1 protein-coding gene and 1 pseudogene are annotated in these 1,285 nt (G+C 68.9%); one reads left to right on the top strand and one right to left on the bottom strand.

Annotation, left to right across the window (positions count from 1 at the left end):
- The first annotated feature begins 57 nt into the window (after positions 1–57).
- Positions 58–288, top strand: coding sequence for a bacteriocin immunity protein (locus Sco07f_RS39675; RefSeq protein WP_108990815.1), 231 nt, complete (start codon positions 58–60; stop codon positions 286–288).
- Positions 289–297: 9 nt separating this feature from the next.
- Here Sco07f_RS39675 and Sco07f_RS39670 read toward each other — a convergent pair.
- Positions 298–1,229 (bottom strand): annotated as a pseudogene (locus Sco07f_RS39670) (IS5 family transposase).
- Between the last annotated feature and the right edge of the window lie 56 nt (positions 1,230–1,285).

Raw genomic sequence — 1,285 nt, 5'->3', positions numbered from 1 at the left:
CTAGGAACTGTCCAGGCGATCAAGGATGTCGTTAGGGTGGCTCGGCGGAGGGACCTGATGAGTGCTGGGGAGATGAGTCGCGCGGAGGCGGTCGTGCTTGTGCAGCGGATCATGGACGCGGACTACGCCTCGGACGACGAGGCGGACGGCTGGCTGGACAGCCTGGACAGAGCCCTGGCGTGCCCGTCCGGACATGTCAGTGACTTGATCTTCTGGCCGCCGCAGCGGGAGCTCACGGCTGATGATGTGGTCGCCCGGGCCCTGGCGTATCGGCCAGTCGCTTTGTGAAGCCGGGACTCAACTCCGAAGCCAGATGAGCAGAGCCGCGGTGGTTGCGGTGCCGAGGAAGACATAGCCGCGCTTGTCATAGCGAGTGGCCACGGCCCGGGACTGCTTCAGCCTGTTGATCGCCCGTTCGACGGTGTTGCGCTTCTTGTAGCGCTCCTCGTCGAAGCCGGGTGGCCGTCCGCCGCGCGAGCCTTTGCGCAGGCGGGCAGCCTGGCTGTCGGTCTTCTCCGGTATCGAGTGCCGGATACCACGGCGTCGCAGATACTCGCGGCACGGACTGTTGCTGTATGCCTTATCGGCCGCGAGGCTGTCGGGCTTCGTGCGCGGCCGGCCCGGACCGCCCCGCGGAACACGGATCTTCTCCAGCACCGTCCGGAACTGGGTGCAGTCCGCCCGCTGTCCGCCGGTCACGACCAGGGACAACGGGCGGCAGCGGCCGTCCGCGCTCAGGTGGAGTTTGCTGGTGAACCCGCCCCGCGAGCGGCCCAGGCCCTCACCTCCCGCACCACCTCCACCAGCCGGGCGAGCAGGCCCTGCCACGGCGTTTCGCCCTGGTGTTCTGCCGCGTCGGCCCCCTTTGACGCGGGCGTCGACGGCGGTTCCGTCCGGGCACCGGCCGCGTGCTGATGGGCCCGCACGATGGTGGAGTCCACCGAGATGTCCCAGTCGATCTCGCCCGCGGCATCGGCGGCGGCCTGGACCTGCTGCAGCAGACGCTCCCACGTCCCGTCGGCCGACCACAGCCGGTGGCGTTCATACACGGTCTTCCACGGGCCGAAGCGCTCGGGAAGATCCCGCCACTGCACCCCGGTCCGCACCCGGTGCAGGATCCCGTCGATCACCTGCCGATGGTCCCGCCACCGGCCACAACGTCCATTACTCACCGGCAGGAACGGCCGCAGCCGTTCCCACTCGGCATCCGTCAGATCGCCCCGCCCCATGCCCACAACAACGACCCAGGCACGGGGCGGTCACATGATCGCCCGGACAGCTCCTA

Origin of the sequence: Streptomyces coelicoflavus (assembly GCF_003112555.1) — a bacterium.
GTDB lineage: Bacteria > Actinomycetota > Actinomycetes > Streptomycetales > Streptomycetaceae > Streptomyces > Streptomyces coelicoflavus.
The sequence above is the reverse complement of the archived record's forward strand: the minus strand, read 5'-3'. Positions and strand labels throughout refer to the sequence as shown.

Coding starts and splice junctions, on each gene's coding strand:
- Sco07f_RS39675 (WP_108990815.1), top strand. CDS start 58: ATGAGTGCTGGGGAGATGAGTCGCGCGGAGGCGGTCGTGCTTGTGCAG.